Genomic DNA, 25161 nt, shown 5'->3' with positions numbered 1-25161 from the left:
TCCCAGTGTGCACTCTCCGGTGTGCGCTCTCCAGTGTGCGCTCCCCAAATGAATGCCCGATTTCAGTCTGTTGCGAAGAGAAACATACCCGGTGGCACTCCCGCCTCTTGCGGGACATCGGCGACGCCAATGTCCCTCAACAGTTGGGCCGGGCCGCGGGCCCGTTCCGGACCCGCGGTGCGCGGAGAACTGGGCCCGCCCGGTCCAGTGCGGTTGCTGACCTTATGGTCGGCGCACCAGTTTTATTCGGCCGGCGATGATCCGCTGGGTGTACCGTCCAACAGGGTTTTCAGCTCTCGGCGATAATGGCGGGCTGCACGGGTGATCTGTGGTTCGGCAAAGACCTCGCGGGTGCCCATCCAGATCCCGCGACGCCCCAGGGAACCGCTGCCGCTGAGCCAGGAGAGCGGGATGGCCAGCACCAGGCTGAGCGCGATCGGAACCAGCCAGATCGAGACCACCCCGGCCAGGATCCCGCTCCACAGCGCCAACCCGCTGAGGGTTTCCAGCGCATGACACTGTACCAGTGTCCGCAGGTCGTATTCTCCGCCATCGCGAGCCTGTGGAGACCAGCCGCGCTGTAGCCCCAGCAGGGTCCGAAACACCGCGATCATCTGTTGCACCATCAGGATCGGCGCATAAAGCACAGCCAGCAGAATTTCCGAAAGCAAAGAGATTACGAAACGCCCGGCACCGCCCAGTTCGGAAAATCGTGTGCCGGTCAGGGGCAGCGCGGCTATCGCCAACAGTTTGGGTGCCAGCAGCATCGCATAAATCAGCAGGATCACCAGCACATGGCGGGGTTCGCTCATATCCGGCCAGGATGGCATCAGAGGGTTGGTTTCGCTGAAATAGGTCAGGACCGAGGCGTCTTCGTTGCGCCCGATCAGTGCCCAGATCACCAGCAATGCAAACCAGATTGGGGCCATCAGATAGCCGATCGCCCCATGCAGCAGATGGAACCGGGAAATCGCGCGGAACCCGCGGGCACCCAGCAAATTGATGTGTTGCAGATTTCCCTGACACCACCGTCTGTCCCTCAGGATGTGGTCGATCAGCGTCGGTGGGGTTTCCTCGTACGATCCGCGAATGCGGGGCAGAAAACGGACCGTCCACCCGGCCCGACGCAAGAGACCGGCCTCGACGAAATCATGGCTCATGATCAGCTTGTCACCGCGCCCCAGCCGGGACCGCAGGCGTGGCAACCCGGCACAGCTGGCAAAGGCCCGCGTGCGGATGATTGCGTTGTGCCCCCAGTAATTGCCTTCCTGTCCGCACCATCGGGCCAGTCCTTCGGCGAGGGCCAGCCCATAGATACCATTGGCAAACTGTTGCATCCGACCAAAAACGGATTGCGCTCCGATCAACTGCGGAAAGCTCTGGATCAGCCCGGCTCCCGGATCGCGCGACAGTGCATCCGCCAACCGCGAAAGCGCACGTCCGGTCATCAGGCTGTCGGCATCCAGCACCAGCATTGCGTCATATCCTGCACCCCAGCGACTGACCCAATCTGCGATGTTTCCGGATTTGCGATCCGTGTTTATGGGACGCCGGCGATAGTGAATGCGGGTGTCCGCAGGCAGCATGTCCCGCAATGCCGCAACCGAGGCCAGCTCCTGTGCGGCAATGGCATCATCGCGGGTGTCGGACAGGATGAACATCGTATACGCATGAACGCCCCCGCGGGCCCGCAGCTCTTCGAGCATCGAACGCGCATTGCCCAGCACATACCAGGGGACTTCGTTGTAGATCGGCATCAACAGCGCCACCCGCATCGGATGCACCGGTTCGCGACGTTTGGCGGTTTCACGGCGGGACAGCGAATAAAGCCCCAGCAAAACCGTTGAAACAGTGAAGCAGATCCAAAAGAAGTTAAAGGCGATCAGGGTCAACAGGATGATTTCGAGCCCCATCATCCCATCAGCTGCAAACCAATGATACATGACCCATGTCAATGCTGCTGTGGCCAGCATCGCAGGGGAAAACGTCACGCCACGCCACAGGGCGACATGTGCCGGTCCTGGCTGAGTGGGGGCGTTTTGATCGCGAAAGTCGGCCGCAAAATTCTGTGCGGGCATATGCAGCGGCTGTTCCGGTGGCATCATGGGCAGATCGGATGTCATGGGGTCCACCTGTACAGCCAAACCTCGGAGGCGGGTTCGCCGTCCCGGCGCAATTGCGCCCGCAGTTCGACATGGTCCCGGTCCTCGGGATCAAACGCAAAGGCCAGCCGCAGACCACCGGTTTCCGGGTTGCGCTGTAGCACGCCGGATGTGGTGTCCACATGCGGAGAGTTGATGTGGACATCCAGCGCCTCCGGGCCGTCAGCAAACAACGGGTGGTCCTCAAAGTCGACCACCATCAGGCGCCCCACCTTGCCAAACAGCCGCTCGCCGGATGCGGTGTCAATCACCCGGGCGACGGGCAGGACAGGGTCCAACCCCCAGCTGAGATGATAGGACAGATCGATCCGGTCCCCTGCACTGTATTTCTCGCGCGGGCGCCAATAGGCGACGATATTGTCATAGATCTCCTGATCCGCCGGGATCTCCACCAGTGTCACAGACCCTTTGCCCCAATCGCCACGGGGTTCGACCCACAGGCCCGGGCGTTTGTGATAATGAGCCTCCAGGTCGGCATATTCGGAATAGGCGCGCGGGCGTTGCATCAGACCAAAACCACGCGGATTTTCATCGACAAAGGCCGAAATCTGCAATCGCGTCGGATTGGCGAGCGGGCGCCACAGGATTTCGCCATTGCCGTTGACCACCAACAGCCCGTCGCTGTCGTGCACGGCGGGGCGGAAGTCGTCGAACCGCGTGTGATTGGTGCGATCAAACAGGAACATCGAAGTCAACGGGGCAACGCCGACATGGGGCAGATCTTCGCGGGCAAACAGTGTTGCCTCGACCTCCATTTCGCAGGCTTCGCCGGGCGTGATGTCGAACCGATACGCGCCGGTGATCGAAGGGCTGTCCATCAGCGCGTGAATCACGATGTTGCGTTGACCCGCTGCGGGCGCTTCAAGCCAGAATTCAGTGAAATCGGGGAACTCCTCGCCCATGGGATCACCGGTTTTCAACGCCAGCCCGCGCGCTGAAAGACCATAGAATTGATCCTGGCCAATAGCCCGGAAGTAGCTGGCACCCTGAAACACGCAGAATTCGTTCTTGATACCGGGTTGGGACATTTCGGTGCGCAGGCGCAGGCCGGAATACCCCAACGTGTCGTCGATGGTCAGGTCAGGTGCCTTGTCGGTTTTGTCAAACAGCGCAAAATCAAAAGGCACCGGCGTCGTCACGCCAGCTTCGACCGTGTTCACTCGGATCGGGCGGGGGAAATACAGGCCGGGGTGAAAGAAATCCACGTTATAGCTGCGGTCGCTGTCCGCCCACAGCGCGTCCTTGTTGCGGAACCAGATGGTCTGGTATTCCTCATAGCTCATGTCGAGCCAGTCCTGCGGCACCTTGGGGCGCGGCTGATAGGGGCGGGCCGCCATGTCACGGGCCCGTTCAATGATCATGTCATGGCGGAAAGGGGCCACTCCGGCGGCACGGGATGCGGGCGACAGGGCCAAAACAGAGGTGCTGGCCAATGCCGAGGCCAGAAAGGAACGACGGGTCAGGCTCATGCGCGTTTAGCTCTCCAGGGGTGGGATTTGAACCAGGCAGCCACATAGGCGCAGGCGATGATCATGGCAAAGCCAATCAGATTGGCGGCGGCGACGGTCAGAATGTCACGATTGGTCTGATCCAATCCCCAGCCGATCATCCGGGCCAGCCACATGGAGAAAACAAACACTGCCAGAGATTGCTGTCCGACCTTGAGGATCACATTGAGCAGCACTGCCCAGACCCGGGCGGCCCAGGACGCGCCAGAGGCCATCAGTCTTTTGCCGCCTTCACCCGCGACCACCCAGCCCAGATAGGCCAGTGACAGGAAATGGATGTAGCGCAGAGGGCCAAAGTCGCTCTTGTGTCGCCATTCCTTGATTGTGGGCAGGTGCGATTGCACAGTGGCCTTGAGGTCCGGATCCCAATAGCCGATCCAGGTCAGAACCTTCCAGGACCCCCAGGGCATGGACAGCAGAACAAATCCCAGCGCAGCCAGAACCAGCCATTTTGACACCGGCGGCGCGGGCAGCCACCCCTTCATGAAGGCAAAACCGGTAAAGAACAGCAATTGCCAGCCAAAGGGGTTAAAGAACCATTTGCGCTCGGACCAGGGTTCGGCCGGTAGCGCCACGCCCGCGGGCCCCAAACCGACAATATAGGGATTGGCCAACAGCCAGATTCCGATCGAAGCCGCGGCCGCCAGCCACAGATTGATCCGTGCCAGCCCCATCATAACCGGCATCAACGCCAGAACCACCAGATACATGGGCAGAATGTCGAAATAATTCGGCACATAGGTCAGGGTGAACAATCCCACCAGCTGTGGTGCCGGATCACCAAAGAAATGTCCAAGGTTCAGCGCGTTGATATAGTTCTTTTCAAAGGCACCCGTCAGGTTCAGGGCCGCCATGGTGGTCGCAACTGCCAGGAACAGACCGATGTGGGCCCAGAACACCTGCCAACAGCGAAAGGCGACCCGGGCCGTGCCCAGCCACCAGCCGCTTTTTGCAAATGCCCCGCCAAAAGCAATGGCCGAGGCCATTCCCGAACAAAAGACAAAGATCTCGGTTGCATCCGAGAACCCGAACCGCGCCGGGATCCAGCCTGTCCAGCGATTGCCGGGGACATGGGCGCACAGGATGATGAACATCGCAATGCCGCGATAGAAATCCAGCCGCGGGTCACGGACACGCGGAGCTGTGACTGCCACCTGCGGGGGTGTCGGGACATTGGCCACCGCCGCAGGGCGGGGTGTGCCAGTCTCGGAAACGGGCGAAAGATGGGTCGCCATCGTGGGCTGTGCCTCTCGTTCTTAATTATTCTGCAGGGACGCTGTGGGCGCTGGCACCGCCGCGGCCCGCCGCGATCAGATCCCGGCGTGCATTGGCATAGGCATCCTCGAACCCGCCCCGCTTGCTCTGGCGGTCATCAAGGATGGCTTCCGCTTCGTCAAGCTGTCCCGCGCGCAAACCGGCATCAATGGTCATGCGTTCAAAGACGTCGCGTTGGGCATGGCTGCCGCCTGCGCGCTGCATGGTGTCACGGGCCTGGACCAGATGGGCAAAAGCAGTGTCATATCGCGCCTCGCCAAAGGCCTCGAGCCCCAGTGCCGCCGCGCAACCGGGAGCGGCCATGCGCCCGTCGGCCTCGGAAGTGTCACGTTTGGCATCGGCATGGATGCGCGCGATCATCTGTTTGGTGGCGTCCTGGCGGTTTGTAGCGGTGAGCGCCAGAAGGTAGTGCAGATCGGCAAAGATCAGGCTGCCGTCTTCGGTGCGGTTGGCGCTGAACTCTGCCAGTTCGTTCCAGCGATTGCCAACGTTGACACCTTCCAGTTCGAGCCGCATCAACAGCGACGTGGCGTTCGAAATGTCCCGGTAATCGTCGGTCTTGTCCTGGCGGATCTGGGTGTCGTAAAGCTCCAGAACCGTATCGGCTTCGCCTTCGGACAGATGCATCAGCGCCTTGTGCCACCACACGTGGTAGCGGAAATTGTTGCAATGGGCCCAGGCTTCCTCGCGCCCTTCCAGCCAGTCGAGCCCCTGACGCGCATCGCCGGTCATTTCGTGGACGTGGGCGACGGCGTGCAGGCCCCAGGCGTCATCGGGAGCCATCCACAGGGCCTGACGTCCCGCGATGCCGGCCTTGTCATAGGCACCGGTTTCTTCGAGCGCAAAAGCGTGACAGCCCAGCAGATAGCCACGGCCCGCATGGTCCGGTTCATAGGCGGGCATCACCCGTTCGATCGACCGTCGCATTCCGTCGCAATCTCCCAGCACGAACCGGATCGCATGGCTCAGCTTCATGGCCAGAGAATCGGCAGGATGGGTGATCAGGATGTGTTCAAGTTCTGCAATGGCGGCGCTGGGTTTGCCTGCCAACCACAAACGCAGGGCTGCAACATACCGCTGTTCCCGTGGCAGGGCTGGCGCACGCAGCAGCGCCGCGTCGGCGTTGGCCAAAGCCTCGCGTACCGTTGGCAACAGCTCTCGCCGTCCCAGCAGCAAATAGAACATCCCTTTGGCCGCATGCGCCAGGGCAAAATCCGGCGCGGCTTTGAGCACGGCCATCAGATGTTGTGGCGTGGCTGCTGAATGCGAGAGCACGCCCATCTGGACCGCGTTCCAGTCGCGCATGGCGCCCGGTACGGTCAGGCTCGTCTCTTGGCCAAAAATGTCTTGGGTCATCGGGGATCCAATCCTGTGCGTTGCATGGGTTTTGTTTTTTCTAACCAGACCTTATCGAAGCTGAGATGATCTATCGACGGTCCTCGCGGATTGGTGAAGGGGCGTTAACATCAGCGCGAGAATTGTTGCCGAATAGGGCGACAATGCAGGCGGATTCCGGCTGGTGTGGCGCAGTTTGGGTGGGTTTGTGTCATGCAACCTGACGCGAGACCGTTTATGTAACCAGTCGCGCCATGGTTTTCTGTGGGTCGGGTCCGACCCGTTCTGGCCCTTGCACCTGCGGGCTGCAAATGTTTCAGCCCGCAGGTGCGTTTTGTTACAAATCAGGTGTCGAACGGCGTGTCGCTGTCCAGAACCCGGTTGGTGTCAGCCCCACATTCCGGTGGAGCATGGCGGTACAGAACCGGAGTACGCGAGAATTTCAGCGGATTGCCGATCACCTGCACCGGCCCGGCGGATGTGTCCATGTCCACCTTCATGGCGCGGGCAGCGACCTGATCCGACGAAAAGACTTGGTCCAGCGTCTGGACCGGTCCCACCGGCACCTTCAGGGTCTCCATTCCGGCGATGATCTGATCGGTGGAATACTTCTGCAATGCCGGGATCAATTGCGCATTCAGCGCGTCACGGTTTTCCAGGCGGGCAGGGTTGGTGGCAAAACGCGGGTCCCGGGCCAAATCATCCCGCCCCAGGAAACCGACAAAGCGCTGGAACTGGTTGTCATTGCCCACAGCCAGAATGACGTGACCATCGGCGCTGGCGTAGACGTCATAGGGCACAATGTTGGGGTGCCCGTTGCCGCGCCGTTGGGGGACCTGTTCGCTGGTCAGGTAATTGACACCTTCGTTGATCAGCCAGGCGATCTGGCTGTCTACCAATGCCAATTCAAGATGCTGACCTTCGCCGGTGCGTTCCTTGTGGCGCAGGGCGGCCAGAATGCCGACGGTCGCGTACATCCCGCACATGACATCGGCGATTCCCACGCCCACCTTCAACGGGCGGCCATCAGGTTCACCGGTCAGGGACATGATGCCGCCATATCCCTGGGCCATCAGATCGTAACCGGGTTTATGGCGGTTCGGGCCGGTTTGACCGAACCCGGAGATCGAACAATAGACCAAACCCGGAAACTCTTGGGTCAGGGTGGCGTGGTCCAGCCCGTATTTGGCCAGCCCACCCGGTTTGAAATTCTCGATCAGGATATCTGCTTGGGCCGCAAGACGTCGGATGGTGTGTTGGCCTTCAGGCGTGGCAATATCCAGCGCAACGGACTGCTTGTTGCGGTTTGCGGCCATAAAATAGGCCGACAGATCGCTGTCGCTGCCATCGGCGCGCTGTACATAGGGCGGACCCCACTGTCGGGTGTCATCTCCGCCTGTTGCGGGGTTTTCGATCTTGATCACCGTGGCCCCCAGGTCGCCCAACAATTGGGTACAGGTTGGCCCTGCCAGAATGCGTGACAGATCCAGAACCTTGATCCCGTCCAGCGCGCCATGGGGCAACATGTCAGATACGTCCATCATAGCCTCCGCGTTCGATCACGGCCGCGATCACGGTGAATGTGTCTGCCTCTTGCGCGGCCGTCAGCGCCTCGTGCAGTTCTGCGCGATTTGTGACCGTCACCCCATGTCCACCAAAGGCCTGCCCCATGGCGGCAAAGTCATGTTTGGCAAAGTCGACGCCACGGTTGGTCATCTGTCTCTGACGTTGTTTCAGCTCGATCAATGCGAGGCTGGCGTCGACAAATACCAGAAAGATCGGCGCAACGCCCATTTCGGCGGCGGTGGCCAGTTCACCGGCGGTCATCAGGAACCCGGCGTCGCCGGAAAAGCTGATCACCGGGCGGGTGGGTTCGGCCAGTTTCAAACCGATCGCCATGGGCACGGCGCAGCCCATCGTGCACAGCGCCGACGATTGAATCAGCCCGCGCGGCTCGTCACAGGGCCACATCTGGCTCAGCAAAATCCGATGCGCGCCGCTGTCGGCGGAGGCCAGAGTCCCTGCAGGCAGCGAGGCACGCGCCTGGGCGATCACCCCGGCCGGTCCCCAGTCGTCATCCTGCGCAAAGGCTGTGGCCAAAGCCTCCCGCACGGCGGTGGGTTCACCGTTGGGCCACGTCGGGCCCGTGTCGAGCCCATCGCCCAAAGCCTGCAACGTTGCACCAGTGTCGGCAATCATGCTCAACCCCGCCTGATGCATATAGTGGGTGTTGGCTTCGGGAGTGATGTCGATGACATGCTGTGTTTCCGGATCCCAGGCATTGCGCCATCCAGGGCGCATTTCGATCGGATCATACCCCAGCGCCAGAATCAGGTCGGCCTGCTGTATCAATGGCATCAGATGCGTGTCGGCCAGAGGCGACAGACCTGCGCCGCCCAAACACAGGGGGTGATCCTCGGGGATGATCCCCTTGGCCTTGTAGGTGGTGACAAAAGGGATCTGATGCGCTTCGACAAAGGTGCGGATCGTGTCAGCAGACCCGTCATAGAGTGCGTCCAGCCCAATGATGGCCAGCGGGCGCTGGGCCGATGTCAGCCAGCCGCGCGCCTGTTCTAGCGCAGGGCCGTGTGGCGCGGTTGCGACCGCTGCCGTGCGATGGGTGCCGCTGTCACGGGCAGTCGCGTCCGCAACCGAAATGGGCACGTCGATATGCACCGGACCACAGCGCTGTTCGGTGGCGATCCCGATGGCTTTGTCGGCGATCAGATCAGCGGTTTCGGCGTTCAGGCGGAAGGTTGCTTTGGTAATGGGTTGGAACACGGCACGGTGATCCAGAACCTGATGCGTATAGCTCTGCTCTTCGGCGGCATCGACGCAGCCGGACAGAACCAGCATCGGAACCCGGTCCTGATGCGCGTTGGCAACCACATTCACCCCGTTCAGCACACCAGGCCCAAGGGTCGCCACCAGAATGGCGGGGGCCCCGTCCCGGTGATGCACCGCCTCGGCCATGAAGCCGCCGGCGTTTTCATGTTTGACCAGGTGAAATGTGATCCCGGCCTGTTCCAATGCATCAATCAGGGTCAGAACCTCGCCGCCGGGCATTCCAAAGGCATGGCGGCAGCCAGCCTCATACAGGCGGCGCGCCAGGATATCTGCGGCGCGGGCAGGGGTCTGTTGCATGGGGATCTCCGGTGTTGTCCTTGCCCCCCGAGATTGCGGAGACCTGGCCCGGACGCAAGCCCAATCACGCCAGTGTGACCAATGCAAAGATCTATTTCACGGCTTGTTCCGCGATGACGGCAAACCGGGTGTCCAATTCCGCGGCCAACGCCTGCAAGGTCGCGCCGCCTTCGTCGAGATAGGGTGCAAAGACATGGCTGGGCGTCTTGTAGGACAAAGTGGCACTGCCGTCGTTGTCTTCGGTGACATAAAACCGGATCGGGGCTTCGATCATGGCTCCTGTCGACAGGCCCAGGATCTTGACCGCGTAGTCATTGTTGAACACGCCGATGACCCGGTTGCCCGGGATCGTGATGCCACGTTTGGCCGCGGCCCCGGTGGGTCCTGCCTGGGTCACGATTCCCATCCCATTGGCCGTGACGGCGCTGCGCACATCCTGGATCAGCGTGTCGTAGGGTTTGTCGGTGTCGTGGATGACCCATCCGTCGCGTGGCTTTGGATCAGCGGCCAGGCTGGCAGTGGCAAGGGCAAAGGCGGACAGGGTAAAGGTAGAAAGGGGCAGCAGGCGCATGTTTGGCTCCATCGGATTTCGGGCGAGTTTCAGGTGAATCTCTGGCGAGTGTCCGGGTCCGTTCTATACCACCGGACAGATCACCCGGTGTCACATTGCCGTGGGAAGGCGCAGGCCCTCAGGAAGAGCAGACGCATGGAACGATGCAGAGACAGTGCCACGGGGACCCGCCGCCCGAAGGGCGCAAACCTGTGCGCACCTACATGGTGCGCTCCGCCTGGTTACCGCCAGACCTGGAGGCGCGAAGTCATTCCCCGATCTTGCCGCCGCCGATCTTGCGCACCACCACGACCGACGGGCGCGGCGGCATATCGGGCGCAAAATCCGGCCATCGGGTGGCGGGATCGTCAAAGGTCGAGACCCGTTCAAACCCTTTCAACGACGTGGTGCCATCGGTTCCGGGATGTTGCACGGACACAAACAGGGTTTCGATGTCCGGGGTGAAACAGGGGCCAGCCACCTCCGCGCCCACAGGGGCGCGAAAGAACAGCTTTGAGCGGCCCCGCATCGCTCCGTCTGTTTCCACACCGTATAATCCATCGGCTTTGCCTGTGCGATGCCACTTGCTGCCTTGATCGGTGGCGATCCACAATCGGCCTTCGGCATCAATTGCGCAATTGTCCGGAGAGCCGAACCAGCCGTTTTCGCTGGTGTCCGGGTGCCATTCGGCCCCGACCGAGGCCACCCCCGGATCTCCGCATTTCACCAGGATAGACCATCTGCCCTGGCGCGCGGCGTGATCCCCTCCGGATTCGGCGATTTCGATGATATGGCCAAATTTGGATTTTGCGCGTGGGTTGGCCGCATCAACCTGATCCGGTTTGCGCCGGGAATTGTTCGTGAGCATGACAAACGCCCGTCCGTCGCTGCGCGGGCCGACGTCTTCGGGGCGATCCATCGGCGTGGCCCGCAGAGCGTCTGCCGCCAGCCGCGTATCGATCAGCACATCTGCCTGGCTGTCGAACCCGTTGTCCGGTGTCAGCGGTCCTTCTCCAAACACAAGAGGCAGCCAGTTCAGGTCGCCATTGGCCTCGAAACGGGCGACATGGAGCACCCCGTCGCTCAACAGGTCGGATGAGGGTGTGCTGTCGTCTGTGATCACCCCATTGGAGACATATTTATAGACATATTCGAACCGGGCATCATCGCCCATATACACAACCAGATGGCCGGATTTTGCCACAATGGGATCCGCACCTTCATGGCTGAACCGTCCCAAAGCTGTGTGCTTGACAGGCATCGCCTGTGGGTCTTGCGGGTCAACTTCGACCACCCAGCCGAACCGGTTGGGCTCATGCGGTGTCCGGTCGAGATTGAACCGATCATGCACCTTGCCCCAGGCGTACCAGCGCCCGGGGATGCCATAGCGTTTCAGACTGTCGGCGTGAGGTTGTTCGGACAGATCCGGGTCCCCGTCCCAATCCAGCTCATCCGTCCAGAAATAGCCGTGAAAATTCTCTTCGGCCATCAGCCATGTGCCCCAGGGTGTCATGCCGCCCGCACAATTGTTCAGGGTACCGATGACCCTGGTGCCGGATGGATCCGCGTCCGTTCGCATTCTGGGGTGACCCGCAGCGGGGCCGCCGATCGCCATCTCGGTGTTCAGAGGGCTGATCCGCCGGTTCAACGGACTGCCCAGATTTACGGCCCATGCGCCATCGTCGGACTTGGTTATTTCCACCACGGACCCACCGTGGGCGGCCATTTCAATGTCGACCAACGCGCGGGTCATGGCGGCAAAATCGGCGCGATCCTGGCGGCCGAGATTGGGAAACATCATCTCTTCGTTGGTGTATTCGTGATTGACGCACAACAGCCCCCGGTTACCCGTCTCGTCGAGCTGCACAAAACCGACGTAGTCATTGTTGTAGCCAAATTGCTGCAACTGGGCCGTGGCGCTTTGGTTGAAAACGTCGAATGCGGGGGCGCCCGGGGTGATCGGATCGCCCCAGCGCACCAAAATGTCAGCGGTGTACCCCGGTGCCACATGGTGGGTGTGGTCAATGCCCGATGTCAGTTCGTCAAAGACAAACCGACCGCCAGATGTCCGAACGGTAGCAGCGCTTGTGGGATGGGGCAGGGTGGTTGCGCCGAACAGTGCCGCGGTGGCCGACACACCAAGCAACCCGCCGATCAGATCGCGTCGCCCGTACCGCGTGGCGATCAGATCGCCAATGGATCCGTTCAGATCCGGGTTCTTGGGGAGATCGTCAAAGGCTTCATAGGCTTCGGAGCGATTGCCGATTGTCGGGTCGTCTTCAATATCTTTGCGGCGCAAACCGGGGTCTCCTGCGGATTTGACAGACAGGTCAGGATATTTCTGACCCTGGATTGTAAACTGGATGGCAGAGCCGCGCTTATTGCGCAGGCGAGAACCCTTCGATCAATTGGCGCAGCCCCACTGCGGCCCCGGCAAAGATCGCCAAAAAGGTCACCGGCGCGCTGATTGACAGTACGGAAAAAGCGGTCATGCCCTGACCGACGGTACAGCCCATGGCAATCACGGCCCCGGCCCCCATGATGGCGGCCCCCACAATTTGACGGCGCAGTTCACGCGGGTCTTCGCAGGCTTCCCAACGAAAATGCCCCTTGATCATCGACCCGACAAAGGCTCCGATCCAGACACCCGCGATAGAGCCGACGGCAAAGGTGACAGGACGCAGGCTGCCGGTCATGGCCCACAGGATGCTTTCGCCAACGGGTGCGGAAAAACTGTGCGAGACAACGGGCAATGCTTCGAACCCGATGGCATTGATGTATGTGGTGCCGGCCCACCCCGACACGATGGCCAGCCCGACCATGACGGACCAGAACAACGCCTTAGGATCGCGGCGCAGATCACCTGTGGCCAGCACGCCCAAAACGATCACGGACCCGATACCGACGCCAACCCAATGCAGCGGCAACCCGGTAATCCGTGCCGCATGATGGGCCAACCCGGGGGGCAGGTCGGATGTGACTTCGACCTGTTCGAACAACAGGTTGCGCAGCGGTGCCAACGGGCCCTGCAGAACCACATAAGTGGAGACGCCCATGACCAGAACAATAACGAACGACCGCAGATCGCCACCACCCAAACGGGCAATCGCGCCATAGCCGCAGTTGCCCGACAGGGCCATGCCATAGCCAAACATCAATCCCCCGATGACTGATGCCAGCGGCATCCAGCGGATTGACAGGTAATAGCTCTCGGTGGTGTCGAACAGACCCAGACCGCTCAGCGTGAAGCTGCCCATGACGGCGATGCCGGTGGCCAGAATCCACATCTGCATCCGGGTGGCGCTGCCGCCATACAACAGGTCTTCGATCGCGCCGAGGGTGCAGAACCGGCCCAACCGGGCGGCCAGTCCCAACAGGACGCCACCGCCCAGTCCGATCAGGGCAACCAGATGGTGGTCAGTCAGAAACTCGTACATGGCATGTCTCCCGGACGATCCGTCACATCGTTAGTGTGTCGGACAGTGGACCCCGGATCAAGCCAAAGACAGCGCGCAACGGCAGGACGCGCCGGTTGGATGTCAGTCGTCCGAATTGCAGAACAGTTCATAGACCACTTCGAGAATGCGACGTGGGCGTTCGTCAGCCAGACGGTAATAGATCGCCTTGCCGTCGCGGCGGGGAATGACCAGCCCTTCGAGACGCAGACGCGACAATTGCTGGGACACTGCCGCCTGGCGGGCGGACAGCAGGTCTTCGAGTTCGGTAACGGATTTTTCACCGGTCACCAGATGGCAGAGGATCATCAACCGGCCTTCGTGGCTGATCGCCTTGAGAAAGTTGGACGCGGTCGTCGCATTGTCGACCATCTTGTCCAATTCTTCTTCCGCCATTTCCGTCGAGAACTGAGGCAGTGCCATGTCCACTCTCCTTGCAATCGTGGCGCGGGGATCGGCGCCACTGATCTGTTTTTAAGTCGCCTGACCCTGTATCGTTTCAGACGGTTTCAGCTATCGCCCTCAACCAAGGGCGTCGTATCATCAGTGTATCCAGCAGTGTCGACCAGCAGCCCATTCAGCACAGGCCAAAAGAAATCGTCGCCGGGATACCCTTCGAGACGGCCAATCTCATGCCCGTTCTCAACAATCAAGAAGGTCGGGGTGAAGTTTACGCGACGTGTGATTTTAAGGTCATCCGGCATATTTCGCAGGTCAACCCGCCGCAATGGGGCAAATCGGCCTTCGCTTGTCTTGGGGTAAATCGGGGCGATTTCCTGGTTCCAACGTTCGCACCACTCACATCCGGTCTGTTCGACCATGACAAGTTCGGTGGCCTGTGCCATCGTTGACAGAACCATCCCGGCCACAAGGCCGGTGAATGTTTGTTTCAATGAAAGAGCGATCCGCATCCTGGGTCCTGTGAGCCATCTGTTGACGTAAGCGTATCTTACAACATAATTTGAATGTGTGAATTTATCAAGCGTGCCCACATATCCGCACGCCTTAGAAAGGACCGCCTGGACCCATGCTGGACATTACCTTTGCGGGTGCCCTGATTGCGGGACTTCTCAGCTTCTTTACCCCGTGTATCCTGCCAATGGTACCCTTTTACCTGTCTTATATGGGCGGGTTGTCCGTCTCAGAGCTGCGCGGAGACGGAGAGATTGCGCCCGGTGCCCAACGCCGCCTTTTGATCAGTGCGCTGTGTTTCGCCGCCGGGGTGACCACGATTTTTATGCTGATGGGCATGGGGGCGACCGCGCTGGGGCAGCTGTTTGGGCAACTGATGGAGCCGCTGTCTTATGTGGCGGCTGCCATTCTGACGCTGTTCGGGCTGCATTTTCTGGGCGTCCTGCGCATACCGCTGCTCTATCGCGAGGCGCGGGTGGAAAGCACGGCGGAACCCACAACCGTGATCGGGGCCTATCTGATGGGGTTGGCCTTTGGCTTTGGCTGGACGCCCTGTGTGGGACCGGCGCTGGCGTCGATCCTGATGGTGGCTTCTGGCATGGGGGACATCTGGCGCGGTGGGGCGTTGTTGTTGGTCTATGGGGTTGGGATGACGGCCCCTTTTGTCATTGCGGCGCTGTTTGCCAAACCGTTTTTGACCTGGATCGCCCGCCACCGCGCGGCGTTTGCCTGGGTGGAAAAAGGCATGGGGGTCATGTTGATTATCTTTGCCATTTTGATTGTCACCGGTGGCGTCAGCCTGATCGCTGATGCGATGATCCGTTGGATGCCGGGGTTTGGGGCTTTGGGATGATTGTGTGCGACTGATTGTGTGCGACTGAGGGAGGAAAGAAGATGAAACGTTGGATTTCACTGATGGCGGGACTGTTGATCGCCGGGTCTGTTGGCGCTGTTGAATTGGGCGATGATGGCCTGCACAAGACGTCGTGGATGCGGGACACCTTCAAGGACCTGCGCGAGGATCTGGAAGAGGCCAACGCAGAAGGCAAACGGCTGGTGCTGTTTTTTGAACAACGGGGGTGCATCTATTGCACCAAAATGCACACCGATGTTTTCCCGCGCCCTGAGATCGACAGCTACATCGGTGACAAGTATTTCGTGGTGCAGTTGAACCTGTACGGGGATGTCGAAGTGACCGATTTCGACGGTCAGACGTTGCCAGAAAAGGACATGGCCCGCAAATGGGGTGTTCTGTTCACACCGACGATTCTCTTCCTGCCCGAAGACGTGGCAGAAGGGCAGACCGCCCAACAGGCCGCAGTTTCGATGATGCCGGGCGCTTTTGGGGCGGGGACGACGTTGGACATGTTTACCTGGGTTGCGGAAAAACGGTATACGCTTGATAACGGAGAAGATTTTCAGCGATACCATGCGCGCCGCATCCAGGAGCGCAACAATGGTTCGTTTGACTGATCCGCGACATAATAATCTAATAATTCATAATAATGAATTTGTTGTTGCGTTCCGAGGCACCGGTAGCCTACGGTATGCAAGGAAACAGCGAAGCCACTCAAGACGTGGCAGCGAACGGGAGGATCCATGAAGCTTACATCTCTGACATTGGCCGCCAGCCTGATCGGCAGTGCCGCTCTAGCCAGCGACGTCGCTCCGAAAGATGTGATGTTCAACGAAGACGGAGGCGTTGACGCCTCGTTGACTGGCATGGCGGGTGATGCCGCCAATGGTGCCATCATTGCGGGCACGAAATCCAAAGGCAACTGCGTGGCCTGCCACGCCATTTCGGCGCTGGCCGATGTGCCGTTCCATGGCGAAGTTGGCCCGACATTGGATGGTGCCGGCGATCGTTGGGACACTGCGGAAATGCGTGGCCTGCTGGCTGACGCCAAAATGACATTCGATGGCACGGTGATGCCTGCCTTTTACAAGGTGGACGGGTTCACGCGTCCCGGCGACGCCTACACCGGCAAGGCCGCCGAAGGCCCGCTGACGCCGATCCTGACCGCTCAGGAAATCGAAGATGTGATCGCCTTTTTGGCGACACTGAAAGAGTAAAGCGCTGGGATCTTTGTCCCGCCTTCGCGTAATTCAAAGGAGAGAGAAGATGGAATTCTCACGTCGCGAAACCCTGGCCATGGGCTTGGGCGCTGCGGTTGTCACCGTTCTGCCGTTCCGCGTGAACGCCGCGGCTGACGACCAGATTGCCGCATTCACGGGCGGTGCCGACATGGCGGATGCAGGGATCACCCTGACCGCGCCTGAAATCGCTGAAAATGGCAACACGGTTCCGATCGCGGTGGATGCGCCTGGTGCAGTTTCGATCATGGTCCTGGCCACAGGAAACCCGACACCGGGTGTTGCAACCTTCAACTTTGGTCCGCTGGCCGGAGCCCAGGCTGCATCGACACGGATCCGGTTGGCTGGCACACAGGACGTTGTTGCCATTGCCAAATTGGCAGACGGGTCGTTCGCCAAGGCCAGCGCCACCGTCAAAGTGACCATCGGGGGCTGTGGCGGCTAAAAGCTGCCCGCTCACTGAACTTCTGATATCAAGGAGAAAACAATATGGCATCCGGTGTAAAACCCCGCGTCAAGGTTCCAAAGTCCGCAGCTGCTGGTGAAACCGTCACCATCAAGTCCCTGATCAGCCACAAGATGGAAAGTGGTCAGCGCAAGGACAAGGAAGGCAACCTGATCCCGCGGTCGATCATCAATCGCTTTACCGTCGACTTCAACGGCCAGTCGGTTCTCGACATGACCATGGAAGCGGCGATTTCGACAAACCCCTATGTCCAGTTCGAGGCCATTGTGCCCGAAGCCGGTGATTTCGTGTTCACCTGGTACGACGATGATGGGTCGGTCTATGACACCAAAAAATCAGTCAAGATCGCCTGAGTAACGCCGCGAACAGGGAGGAAACGCACATGATCAAGCCAATGAGGGGCACCCTCACAGCCATCGCTTTGGCGGCAGGGGCCTTTGGGACCGCCGCCATGGCCGACGAAAGCGCCGATCTGGTGGTGAACGGGGACCTCAAAATGGTTATCCGGGCCCCGGCTCCTGCGCATCTGGACGGCGCAGTGGACGAAGTGACGTCGGGCTGGATTTACCGCTCGGATGAAACCCAGGAACTGCAGATGGATGATTTCGACAATCCGGGAATGATCTTTGTTGATCAGGCCCTGGAGCAGTGGGACGCCGTTGACGGGACCGAAGGAAAGGCCTGTGCGTCGTGCCATGAGGATGTCGAGTCCAGCATGACCGGCGTGCGCGCCGTCTATCCCAAATGGAACGAAGCGGCTGGCGAAGTGCGCACCCTCGCGCATCAGATCAACGACTGTCGCGAAAACCAGATGGGTGCCGAAAAGTGGAAATACACTGGCGGCAAGATGACCGCGATGGAAGCGCTGATCAGCGTTCAGTCGCGCGGCATGCCGGTCAATGTTGCCATTGACGGTCCGGCCCAGGCGACCTGGGAAAAAGGCAAGGACATGTATTACACCCGCACCGGTCAGCTGGACCTGTCCTGTGCGAATTGCCATGAAGAGAACTATGGCAACATGATCCGGGCCGACCACCTGTCCCAAGGCCAGATCAACGGGTTCCCGGTGTATCGTCTGAAAAACACCAAGCTCAATAACGCACATGCGCGTTTCAAGGGCTGTGTGCGTGACACCCGTGCCGAAACCTACAAACCCGGCTCGTCCGATTTTGTGGCGCTGGAACTGTATGTTGCATCCCGTGGCAACGGCCTGTCGGTCGAAGCGCCTTCGGTGCGCAACTAAACCACTTGAACCCCGCGTTGCCTGCCGGTGACGCGGGGTATCTCGCTTTAACAACATTCACACATGCGAATATGTCGCGTGAAAGAACGGAAAGCTGATCCAACATGATCTCTCGTCGTGATTTTCTTCAGGTCTCCATGGCCGCATCCGCCATGGTTGGCGCGTCTGGGTTTGGCAATTGGGCGCGTCTGGCCGCGCAGCAGGCGCTGACGCAGGATCAGTTGCTGGAGTTCGAAACCTTTGGCAATGTCAGCCTGATCCACATCACCGACATCCACGCACAGATGAAGCCGATCTTTTTCCGCGAACCGGAGATCAACCTGGGTGTGGGCGCGGCCAAAGGTCAGATGCCACATGTCACCGGCGCGGATTTCCGCAAGGCATACGGCATCAGTGACGGCAGCCCGTCGGCCTATGCGATGACCTACAATGATTTCGCATCGCTGGCCAAAACCTATGGCCGGGTTGGTGGGCTGGATCGCGTGTCGACCGTGATCAATTCGATCCGTGCAGATCGCCCTGATGCGCTGTTGCTGGATGGGGGGGACACATGGCATGGCTCCTATACCTGTCATCACACCCAAGGCCAGGACATGGTCAATGTGATGAACGCGCTGAAACCGGATGCGATGACATTCCACTGGGAATTCACCCTGGGGTCCGAGCGCGTGAACGAGATCGTCGAAGGGTTGCCGTTTGTGGCCTTGGGCCAAAACATCTTTGACGCGGAATGGGATGAACCCGCCGAGCTGTTCAAGCCGTATAAGTTCTATGAAACCGGTGGGGTCAAAGTCGCCGTGATCGGTCAGGCGTTTCCCTATATGCCCATCGCCAACCCGCGCTGGATGTTCCCGGAATATTCGTTCGGTATCCGCGACGAAAACATGCAGGCCATGGTTGATGAAGTCCGCGACATGGGTGCCGAATGCGTGGTCGTGTTGTCCCATAACGGGTTCGATGTGGACAAGAAGATGGCGGGCCGTGTGTCCGGCATTGACGTGATCCTGTCGGGTCACACCCATGACGCGCTACCCGAACCCGTGCTGGTGGGGCAGACCCATATCATCGCGTCCGGTTCAAACGGCAAATTCGTCTCCCGCGTTGATCTGGACGTGCGTGATGGCAAGATGATGGGCCTGAAGCACAAGCTGATCCCGATCTTCTCCGATGTGATTGCGCCCGATCCGGTGATCAGCAAACTGATCGACGATCAACGCGCGCCCTATGCCGATCAGCTGGCCGAAGTCATTGGGCATACGGACGACAACAGCACGCTGTATCGCCGGGGCAATTTCAATGGCACCTGGGACGACGTGATCTGTGATGCGCTGATCAGCGAACGTGAGGCTGACATCGCCATGTCGCCCGGTGTGCGCTGGGGGCCGTCGATCCTGCCCGGACAGGCGATCACCCGCGAAGATATCTGGAACGTCACCTCGATGAGCTATGGCGAGGCCTATCGCACGGAAATGACCGGTGAATTCATCCATACCATTCTCGAAGACGTGGGTGACAACCTGTTCAATCCTGACCCGTATTACCAACAGGGTGGTGATATGGTGCGGATCGGTGGCATGGGCTATCGCATCGACATCACCAAACCCCAGGGCAGCCGGATCAGCGACATGACATTGCTGAAAACAGGTGAAAAGATCGACCCGGCCAAGACCTATGTGGTCGCCGGCTGGGCCAGCGTCAACGAAGGCACCGAAGGGCCCCAGATCTGGGATGTGGTCGAAAGCCATATCCGCAAACAGGGCACCATCAGCGTCACCCCCAACACCTCGGTTCAGGTCGCGGGCGCCTAAGGCGTCCGGGGCCACCCCGAAAAAATTTTGAACTTACGAATTCACACAAGTGAATTTCATGATGTAAGGAGGCAAACCCGACATGAGTGAAAACTCCAAGACATTGGCCCCTTCGCGCCGTCAGTTTCTGACTGGTGCAGCAGCGGCTGGCGCAGGTGCGGTGGCGGCCACCGCGGCCAAGGCCGCAGGCCCCGATCCGCTGATCACCGAGCTACAGGACTGGGCGTCCGGCACGGGCGATGGCGTCGATGCCACGCCTTATGGAATGCCGATTGAATTCGAGCAGGACGTGGTGCGCCGCAATGTGGAATGGCTGACCGCTGATACCATCAGTTCGATCAACTTTACCCCGATCCATGCGCTGGACGGCACCATCACGCCCCAGGGCTGTGCGTTCGAACGCCACCATTCGGGTGCGATCGAATTGCGCAAGGAAGATTACCGGTTGATGATCAACGGGTTGGTCGATCAACCGCTGGTCTTCACTTACGAGGATCTGGAACGCTTCCCCCGCGAAAACCGGGTGTATTTCTGTGAATGCGCGGCCAACACCGGCATGGAATGGGCCGGTTCCCAGCTGAACGGTGCGCAATTCACCCATGGCATGATCCACAACATGGAATATTCCGGCATCCCGCTGCGCACGCTGTTGGAAGAGGCCGGTGTGCAGACCGCAGGTAAATGGGTCTATGTCGAAGGGGCCGATGCATCATCCAATGGCCGGTCGATCCCGCTGGACAAGGCGATGGACGATGTATTGGTCGCGTTCAAGGCCAATGGCGAAGCGCTGCGCAAGGAACATGGGTATCCCGTGCGTCTGGTTGTCCCCGGTTGGGAAGGCAACATGTGGATCAAATGGTTGCGCCGCATCGAGGTTACCGAAATGGCGATCGAAAGCCGTGAGGAAACCAGCAAATACACCGACACGCTCGAAGATGGCACATCGCGCAAATGGACCTGGGTGATGGACGCCAAATCGGTTGTCACCAGCCCCAGCCCGCAGGCTCCGATCAAACACGGCCATGGCCCGCTGGTCATCACCGGTCTGGCCTGGTCCGGTCGCGGATCGATTACGGGTGTGGATGTCTCTGTCGATGGTGGCAAGACCTGGACCGAGGCGCGTCTGGGTGCGCCCGGCACCGACAAGGCGTTGACCCGGTTCTACCTGGACTACAACTGGCAGGGCGAAGAGATGCTGTTGCAGGCCCGCGCCAAGGACAGCAGCGGCTATGTGCAGCCATCAAAACAGGATTTGCGCGCGGTGCGTGGCGAAAACTCGATCTATCACAACAACTGCATCCAGACCTGGTGGGTCAAGGCAAACGGCGAGGCGGAAAATGTCGAAGTATCGTAATCTGATCATCAGCACAGCCGCCTTGCTGGCGTTGGCCGCCCCGGCTCAGGCTGGCAAATTCGGCCTGGGACGCGCCGCGCTGCCCGAAGAAATCGCCGCCTGGGACAAGGACGTGGCCCCGGATGGCACGGGACTGCCCGCCGGCTCTGGGTCGGTCGAAGTCGGCGAAGAGATCTTTGCCGAGAATTGCGCCATCTGCCACGGTGATTTTGCCGAAGGCGTGGACAATTGGCCAAAACTGGCTGGCGGCGAAGGCACGTTGGCCGACAAGGATCCATTGAAAACCGTGGGTTCCTATTGGCCGTATCTGTCGACCACATGGGACTATGTGAACCGGTCGATGCCCTTTGGCGCGGCCCAGACAATGTCGACCGACGATGTCTATGCCATGGTTGCCTATATTCTGTATTCCAACGATTTGGTGGATGACGATTTCGTTCTGTCCAACGAGAATTTCCTGGATGTGGAAATGCCCAATGCGGGTGGGTTCATCGTCGATGATCGGGAAATGGCGGAAAAACACTTCTGGAACCCGGAACCCTGCATGGAAAACTGCAAGGACAGCGTTGAAATCACCATGCGCGCCATGGTGCTGGACGTGACCCCGGACGAAGGGGGCGATGACGCGGCTGCAGTAACCGACGAGGCGGCCCCGGCAGTGGAAGAGGCTGCAGTAGAACCGGTAGTGGAAACCGTTGCCCTGGACCCTGAATTGGTCGCCAAGGGTGAAAAGGTGTTCAAGAAGTGCAAAGCCTGTCATCAGGTGGGTGAAGATGCCAAGAACAAGACAGGCCCGATTTTGAATGGCATTGTCGGGCATGCCGCTGGCGCAGTGGACGGGTTCAAATACTCCAAACCGATGAAGGCCGCCGCCGAAGATGGTCTGGTCTGGAGCGACGCAGAACTGGCTGCCTTCCTGACCAAGCCCAAGAAATACATGAAGGGCACCAAAATGTCCTTTTCGGGTTTGAAAAAGGAAAAGGATATCGACGCGGTTCTGGCCTATCTGAAATCGTACGCGGATTGATCCCATGCGGTTTCTGGGAGGAGCATTTGTGATCATGGCCGCGCTGACCGGCGCGGCCATAGCCGAAGAAAACGCCACACAGATTGGCGACGTCATTCGTGGTGAACGGCTGTTTCAGCAGAAATGTGGCAGCTGTCATATGGTGGGCGAGGGGGCCAAACATGGCACCGGCCCACATCTGAATAATATCTTTGATCGCACCGTGGCGCAGTTTCAGGATTTCACCTATTCCGAAGGTATCAACCGCGCGCGTCGGGACGGGATGGTCTGGGATCTGGAACATCTGGATGCCTATCTGACCAATCCCAAAGTCTTGGTGTCGGGCACCAACATGGATTTTCGCGGACTGAAAAAGCCCCGAGACCGAGGCGATATTCTGGCCTATCTGCGGCCATATTCGTCCAGCCCCCAGGACATTCCCGAAGCAGCCCCCACGGCGTTGAAGCAAGAGGTGGAGCTGAGCCCGGAGGTGCTGGCCATTGTAGGGGATCCGGATTACGGCGAATACCTGTCCACGGAATGCACCACCTGCCATCAGATTGACGGCGATTATGACGGGATCCCGGTGATCACCGGGTGGTACGAAGAGGACTTTGTGCTTGCCATGCACGCCTATAAACGCGGCATCCGTCCGCATCCGGTGATGCAGATGATGGCCGGGCGGTTGTCGGACGAAGAGATCGCGGCACTGGCGACGTTTTTTGGCGCGCTCGAGTAACTCTCGGGCGCGGTTTCATTTTAAGGGAGGAGAGACCACATGACTTTTAACAGACGGACATTCCTGGGCACCGGCGTTGCCGCCGCCGCAGCCCTTCAGGCCCCCATGGTTCTGGGTGCGGCCAAACCCCGTGTCGTGGTGATTGGCGGCGGTGCTGGTGGGGCCACAGCCGCGCGGTATATCGCCAAAGGGTCCAAGGGGGCGATTGATGTCACCCTGGTTGAACCCAGCCGCAGCTATTACACCTGCTTCTTTTCCAATCTTTACATCGGGGGGTTCCGCGAACTGTCCTCGATCGCCCATTCGTATGGCAAACTGGCCAGCGAATACGGCATCAACGTGGTGCATGACTGGGCTGTCGGGATTGACCGCGACGCCAAGACCGTGACGCTGGCGGGGGGTGCCTGGCTGCCCTATGACCGGCTGGTGCTGAGCCCGGGTATTGATTTTATTGACGGAGCAGTCGGAGGCTGGGACGTCACAGCCCAGAACAAGATGCCCCATGCCTACAAGGCTGGGTCCCAGTCCGAACTGCTCAAGGCCCAGATTGAATCCATGCCCGAAGGCGGCACATTCGCCATGGTCGCGCCACCCAATCCGTTCCGCTGCCCTCCGGGCCCCTATGAACGCGTGTCGATGATCGCCCATGTGTTGAAGGAACGGAACCCGACGGCCAAGATCATCATCGCCGATCCAAAACCAAAGTTTTCCAAGATGGCGCTGTTCCAGGAAGGATGGGCCAATCATTACGATGGCATGATTGATTGGATCGGCCCCGATTTTGGTGGCGACATCGTGTCGGTTGACCCCGGTGCCATGACCGTCACCATTGATGGTGAAGTGACCAAGGTCGACGCCTGCAATGTCATTCCGGCGATGAAGGCGGGTCGAATCTGTGAAATGGCCGGCATCACCGAAGGCAATTGGGCACCGGTTGATGGGCGCACCATGCAAAGCCGATTGGACGAAAACATCCATGTATTGGGTGACGCCTGTGCCCAGGGCGACATGCCCAAATCCGGGTTTTCGGCAAACTCGCAGGCCAAAGTGGCCGCCATGGCCGTGCGCGCGGCCCTGACCGACTCCAAAATGTTCCCAGCCAAATTCTCGAACACTTGCTGGTCGCTGATCGGCACCAATGACGGGGTCAAAGTTGGCGCCACCTACGAGGCGACCGAAGAGAAGATTGCCAAGGTCGACGGGTTCATCTCGCAAACCGGCGAAAGCGGCGAGTTGCGCGAAGCCACATATGAGGAGAGCATCGGCTGGTACGCCGGGATCACCTCGGACATGTTTGGCTGAGCTTTTCGCGGCTATTTCAACCGGTTTGATCACAGGGCGCCAAACCGGCGCCCTGCTTCGTTCTGAACGGCTGGTTTGGCTGATCGCGCAACCTCTGGCATACTGGGGGCATTGAGAAGTGAGGTGCCACATGCCCGATCTGAAAATCAGACGTGCTGACCGTGAAGATGCACAGTTCCTTGTACCGCTGATTGACCGGGCCACCGAAGGGCTGGCCAAGCAAATGTGGGCTGAACTGGCGGCCCCGGGACAGGATGCCTGGGGGTTTGCGCTGGATCGGGTTCAGGGTGAGGAGGCCGGAATCTCCTATACCAAGGCATGGGTGGCCGAAACGGACGCGGGTCGCAGCGGCTGTTTGATTACGCATGGCATTCCCGATCACCCGGAAAAAATCGACGATGCAACCCCGGCTGCTTTCCGCCCGTTGCTGGAATTGGAGCACGAGGCCCCGGGCACCGGATATATTTTTGTCCTGTCGACTCTGGCTGATCAACGCGGGCAAGGGATCGGCAGCGCCTTGCTGGGGTTTGCCGAACAGTTCCGGGGGCCCAATGGCATGAGCCTGGTGGTGGCAGATAACAATACCCGCGCGCGGGCCCTGTATGAACGCATGGGGTATCGGGCCAATGCGACCCGGGCGATGGTCAAAAACGGCTGGCAAAGCGATGGCACCCGCTGGGTTTTGATGATCAAGGAATAATGTTGATCCTCTTTGTCCGCTTTGCGCGCCCGTGACGCCGGGTTTGATGGTTGTAGTGTTCCGGCATTGCGGTCATTCAGCGCGCAATGTGAAACGTTATCAACAGAG

At 59.7% G+C, this 25161-nt stretch carries 23 protein-coding genes; 12 read left to right on the top strand and 11 right to left on the bottom strand.

Features of this window, described 5'->3' with window-relative positions:
- Positions 1–242: 242 nt before the first annotated feature.
- The 11 genes from mdoH to QEZ52_RS15255 all read right to left on the bottom strand — a co-directional run bounded on the left by mdoH (position 243) and on the right by QEZ52_RS15255 (position 14289).
- Entirely contained in the window at positions 243–2123 is a 1881-nt protein-coding gene (gene mdoH, locus QEZ52_RS15305) for a glucans biosynthesis glucosyltransferase MdoH (RefSeq protein WP_406645299.1), read from the bottom strand.
- A complete protein-coding gene (locus QEZ52_RS15300; protein WP_406645298.1) occupies positions 2120–3631 on the bottom strand; it encodes a glucan biosynthesis protein in 1512 nt (503 codons plus the stop codon). Before QEZ52_RS15300 ends, mdoH begins: the two co-directional genes overlap by 4 nt.
- Positions 3628–4905, bottom strand: coding sequence for an OpgC family protein (locus tag QEZ52_RS15295; protein ID WP_406645297.1), 1278 nt, complete (start codon positions 4903–4905; stop codon positions 3628–3630). The genes QEZ52_RS15300 and QEZ52_RS15295 overlap by 4 nt, the downstream gene beginning before the upstream one ends.
- 25 nt (positions 4906–4930) lie before the next feature.
- A complete protein-coding gene (locus QEZ52_RS15290; RefSeq protein ID WP_406645296.1) occupies positions 4931–6301 on the bottom strand; it encodes a tetratricopeptide repeat protein in 1371 nt (456 codons plus the stop codon).
- Positions 6302–6624: 323 nt separating this feature from the next.
- Positions 6625–7824: a CaiB/BaiF CoA transferase family protein gene (locus QEZ52_RS15285; protein WP_406645295.1), complete on the bottom strand. Its 1200-nt coding sequence runs from the start codon at positions 7822–7824 to the stop codon at positions 6625–6627.
- A complete protein-coding gene (locus tag QEZ52_RS15280; RefSeq protein ID WP_406645294.1) occupies positions 7808–9424 on the bottom strand; it encodes a thiamine pyrophosphate-binding protein in 1617 nt (538 codons plus the stop codon). The genes QEZ52_RS15285 and QEZ52_RS15280 overlap by 17 nt, the downstream gene beginning before the upstream one ends.
- Before the next feature lie 91 nt (positions 9425–9515).
- Positions 9516–9995, bottom strand: a complete 480-nt coding sequence (locus QEZ52_RS15275; protein ID WP_406645293.1) for a DUF302 domain-containing protein — start codon at positions 9993–9995, stop codon at positions 9516–9518.
- Between the two features lie 247 nt (positions 9996–10242).
- Positions 10243–12273, bottom strand: coding sequence for a PhoX family protein (locus QEZ52_RS15270; RefSeq protein WP_406645292.1), 2031 nt, complete (start codon positions 12271–12273; stop codon positions 10243–10245).
- 79 nt (positions 12274–12352) lie between these two features.
- The gene (locus tag QEZ52_RS15265; RefSeq protein ID WP_406645291.1) at positions 12353–13411 is read right to left on the bottom strand and encodes a YeeE/YedE family protein; all 1059 of its coding nucleotides are present in this window, start codon (positions 13409–13411) and stop codon (positions 12353–12355) included.
- A 102-nt stretch (positions 13412–13513) separates the two neighbouring features.
- A complete protein-coding gene (locus tag QEZ52_RS15260) occupies positions 13514–13852 on the bottom strand; it encodes a helix-turn-helix transcriptional regulator (RefSeq protein WP_406645290.1) in 339 nt (112 codons plus the stop codon).
- A gap of 86 nt (positions 13853–13938) precedes the next feature.
- The gene (locus QEZ52_RS15255) at positions 13939–14289 is read right to left on the bottom strand and encodes a hypothetical protein (RefSeq protein ID WP_406650516.1); all 351 of its coding nucleotides are present in this window, start codon (positions 14287–14289) and stop codon (positions 13939–13941) included.
- Positions 14290–14456: 167 nt separating this feature from the next.
- Here QEZ52_RS15255 and QEZ52_RS15250 point away from each other — a divergent pair, with 167 nt between their 5' ends.
- From QEZ52_RS15250 to QEZ52_RS15195, 12 genes are all read left to right on the top strand, one after another.
- Entirely contained in the window at positions 14457–15194 is a 738-nt protein-coding gene (locus QEZ52_RS15250) for a cytochrome c biogenesis CcdA family protein (RefSeq protein WP_406645288.1), read from the top strand.
- Between the two features lie 41 nt (positions 15195–15235).
- Complete coding sequence (locus QEZ52_RS15245) at positions 15236–15814, top strand: thioredoxin family protein (RefSeq protein ID WP_406645286.1); 579 nt, start codon at positions 15236–15238, stop codon at positions 15812–15814.
- Between the two features lie 126 nt (positions 15815–15940).
- Positions 15941–16414 carry a sulfur oxidation c-type cytochrome SoxX gene (gene soxX, locus QEZ52_RS15240; protein WP_406645285.1) on the top strand — a complete coding sequence of 158 codons (474 nt, stop codon included), beginning with the start codon at positions 15941–15943 and terminating at the stop codon, positions 16412–16414.
- 49 nt (positions 16415–16463) lie between these two features.
- Positions 16464–16880, top strand: a complete 417-nt coding sequence (gene soxY, locus QEZ52_RS15235; RefSeq protein WP_406645284.1) for a thiosulfate oxidation carrier protein SoxY — start codon at positions 16464–16466, stop codon at positions 16878–16880.
- Positions 16881–16924: 44 nt separating this feature from the next.
- The gene (gene soxZ / locus QEZ52_RS15230) at positions 16925–17254 is read left to right on the top strand and encodes a thiosulfate oxidation carrier complex protein SoxZ (protein WP_406645283.1); all 330 of its coding nucleotides are present in this window, start codon (positions 16925–16927) and stop codon (positions 17252–17254) included.
- Between the two features lie 29 nt (positions 17255–17283).
- A complete protein-coding gene (gene soxA, locus QEZ52_RS15225; protein WP_406645282.1) occupies positions 17284–18144 on the top strand; it encodes a sulfur oxidation c-type cytochrome SoxA in 861 nt (286 codons plus the stop codon).
- A 104-nt stretch (positions 18145–18248) separates the two neighbouring features.
- Entirely contained in the window at positions 18249–19952 is a 1704-nt protein-coding gene (gene soxB / locus QEZ52_RS15220) for a thiosulfohydrolase SoxB (protein WP_406645281.1), read from the top strand.
- Positions 19953–20034: 82 nt separating this feature from the next.
- Complete coding sequence (soxC, locus tag QEZ52_RS15215) at positions 20035–21306, top strand: sulfite dehydrogenase (RefSeq protein WP_406645280.1); 1272 nt, start codon at positions 20035–20037, stop codon at positions 21304–21306.
- Positions 21290–22333 carry a c-type cytochrome gene (locus QEZ52_RS15210; protein WP_406645279.1) on the top strand — a complete coding sequence of 348 codons (1044 nt, stop codon included), beginning with the start codon at positions 21290–21292 and terminating at the stop codon, positions 22331–22333. The genes soxC and QEZ52_RS15210 overlap by 17 nt, the downstream gene beginning before the upstream one ends.
- Before the next feature lie 4 nt (positions 22334–22337).
- Entirely contained in the window at positions 22338–23051 is a 714-nt protein-coding gene (locus QEZ52_RS15205; protein WP_406645277.1) for a c-type cytochrome, read from the top strand.
- A 39-nt stretch (positions 23052–23090) separates the two neighbouring features.
- Positions 23091–24353: an FCSD flavin-binding domain-containing protein gene (locus tag QEZ52_RS15200; RefSeq protein WP_406645276.1), complete on the top strand. Its 1263-nt coding sequence runs from the start codon at positions 23091–23093 to the stop codon at positions 24351–24353.
- Positions 24354–24483: 130 nt separating this feature from the next.
- Positions 24484–25053, top strand: coding sequence for a GNAT family N-acetyltransferase (locus QEZ52_RS15195; RefSeq protein WP_406645275.1), 570 nt, complete (start codon positions 24484–24486; stop codon positions 25051–25053).
- Positions 25054–25161 lie beyond the last annotated feature (108 nt).

The sequence above is a fragment of the Aliisedimentitalea scapharcae genome (assembly GCF_045277565.1).
GTDB classification, from domain to species: Bacteria; Pseudomonadota; Alphaproteobacteria; order Rhodobacterales; family Rhodobacteraceae; genus Aliisedimentitalea; species Aliisedimentitalea scapharcae.
Note: the sequence above shows the minus strand (reverse complement) of the source record. Positions and strands in the feature narration are given on the sequence as shown.

Coding starts and splice junctions, on each gene's coding strand:
- mdoH (WP_406645299.1), bottom strand. CDS start 2,123: ATGACATCCGATCTGCCCATGATGCCACCGGAACAGCCGCTGCATATG.
- QEZ52_RS15300 (WP_406645298.1), bottom strand. CDS start 3,631: ATGAGCCTGACCCGTCGTTCCTTTCTGGCCTCGGCATTGGCCAGCACC.
- QEZ52_RS15295 (WP_406645297.1), bottom strand. CDS start 4,905: ATGGCGACCCATCTTTCGCCCGTTTCCGAGACTGGCACACCCCGCCCT.
- QEZ52_RS15290 (WP_406645296.1), bottom strand. CDS start 6,301: ATGACCCAAGACATTTTTGGCCAAGAGACGAGCCTGACCGTACCGGGC.
- QEZ52_RS15285 (WP_406645295.1), bottom strand. CDS start 7,824: ATGATGGACGTATCTGACATGTTGCCCCATGGCGCGCTGGACGGGATC.
- QEZ52_RS15280 (WP_406645294.1), bottom strand. CDS start 9,424: ATGCAACAGACCCCTGCCCGCGCCGCAGATATCCTGGCGCGCCGCCTG.
- QEZ52_RS15275 (WP_406645293.1), bottom strand. CDS start 9,995: ATGCGCCTGCTGCCCCTTTCTACCTTTACCCTGTCCGCCTTTGCCCTT.
- QEZ52_RS15265 (WP_406645291.1), bottom strand. CDS start 13,411: ATGTACGAGTTTCTGACTGACCACCATCTGGTTGCCCTGATCGGACTG.
- QEZ52_RS15260 (WP_406645290.1), bottom strand. CDS start 13,852: ATGGCACTGCCTCAGTTCTCGACGGAAATGGCGGAAGAAGAATTGGAC.
- QEZ52_RS15255 (WP_406650516.1), bottom strand. CDS start 14,289: ATGGTTCTGTCAACGATGGCACAGGCCACCGAACTTGTCATGGTCGAA.
- QEZ52_RS15250 (WP_406645288.1), top strand. CDS start 14,457: ATGCTGGACATTACCTTTGCGGGTGCCCTGATTGCGGGACTTCTCAGC.
- QEZ52_RS15245 (WP_406645286.1), top strand. CDS start 15,236: ATGAAACGTTGGATTTCACTGATGGCGGGACTGTTGATCGCCGGGTCT.
- soxX (WP_406645285.1), top strand. CDS start 15,941: ATGAAGCTTACATCTCTGACATTGGCCGCCAGCCTGATCGGCAGTGCC.
- soxY (WP_406645284.1), top strand. CDS start 16,464: ATGGAATTCTCACGTCGCGAAACCCTGGCCATGGGCTTGGGCGCTGCG.
- soxZ (WP_406645283.1), top strand. CDS start 16,925: ATGGCATCCGGTGTAAAACCCCGCGTCAAGGTTCCAAAGTCCGCAGCT.
- soxA (WP_406645282.1), top strand. CDS start 17,284: ATGATCAAGCCAATGAGGGGCACCCTCACAGCCATCGCTTTGGCGGCA.
- soxB (WP_406645281.1), top strand. CDS start 18,249: ATGATCTCTCGTCGTGATTTTCTTCAGGTCTCCATGGCCGCATCCGCC.
- soxC (WP_406645280.1), top strand. CDS start 20,035: ATGAGTGAAAACTCCAAGACATTGGCCCCTTCGCGCCGTCAGTTTCTG.
- QEZ52_RS15210 (WP_406645279.1), top strand. CDS start 21,290: ATGTCGAAGTATCGTAATCTGATCATCAGCACAGCCGCCTTGCTGGCG.
- QEZ52_RS15205 (WP_406645277.1), top strand. CDS start 22,338: ATGCGGTTTCTGGGAGGAGCATTTGTGATCATGGCCGCGCTGACCGGC.
- QEZ52_RS15200 (WP_406645276.1), top strand. CDS start 23,091: ATGACTTTTAACAGACGGACATTCCTGGGCACCGGCGTTGCCGCCGCC.
- QEZ52_RS15195 (WP_406645275.1), top strand. CDS start 24,484: ATGCCCGATCTGAAAATCAGACGTGCTGACCGTGAAGATGCACAGTTC.